A 627-nucleotide genomic window follows, 5' to 3' on the forward strand; every position below is an offset into this window, starting at 1 on the left:
ACCGATTCCGAGGGCAAGACCCAGACCCGCACCAAACATCGCTACAACTCGGGCGGGTCGCGCGGCCCGTCCGGCAGGTCGGGAAGGGCCGGCCAGGCCAGGGTCCATTCCGGCGAGGAAGGTGCGCGGGGTTCGTTCGCCATCGAGGTGGCGTCCAAGACCGGCGTGCAGACCTACAACTCCCGTTACGATCTCCGCCTGGTCGATTTCGCCCACGAGAGCGGCAACCGAGACTGCGTCTACGAACCCCAGGAGACCGTCCGAGTTTTTGCCATCGAGGTCGAAAACAGTGGCGGAATGCCGACCCCGAAACACCGAGACATCGAATTGTCCCTGGTGCGCGACCGCTGGGTCGCCCCTGTGGATGACGAGCGGTTGCTCTTGCCCCGGGGCCTGGCCGCGGGTGAACGCTGCCAGCTGGAGGAAAAAACCCTTCACTTAGTCATCGGCGACTACCGCCCGAGCGGCCCCGACGATCCTCTCGAAGTCGAAGAGACGATCCGTCAGCGCGCTCACCTACCCGCAGTGTTTCGCGATTTCGCCGCCTACGAGAACGAGGACAGTCGCGCCAGGGGCAAGTTCCTCATCCGTTTTCCCGTGCGTGCCGAGCCGATCCGTTCGCTCTAC

Annotated in this window: 1 protein-coding gene; it reads left to right on the forward strand. The window is 64.6% G+C overall.

All coding sequences use genetic code 11. The features are described 5' to 3' along the window. On the forward strand, positions 1–627 hold a 627-nt coding region (locus tag GY769_07030; protein MCP4201671.1), incomplete at both ends, for a hypothetical protein.

The sequence above is a fragment of the bacterium genome (genome assembly GCA_024224155.1).
Classification (GTDB): domain Bacteria; phylum Acidobacteriota; class Thermoanaerobaculia; order Multivoradales; family JAHEKO01; genus CALZIK01.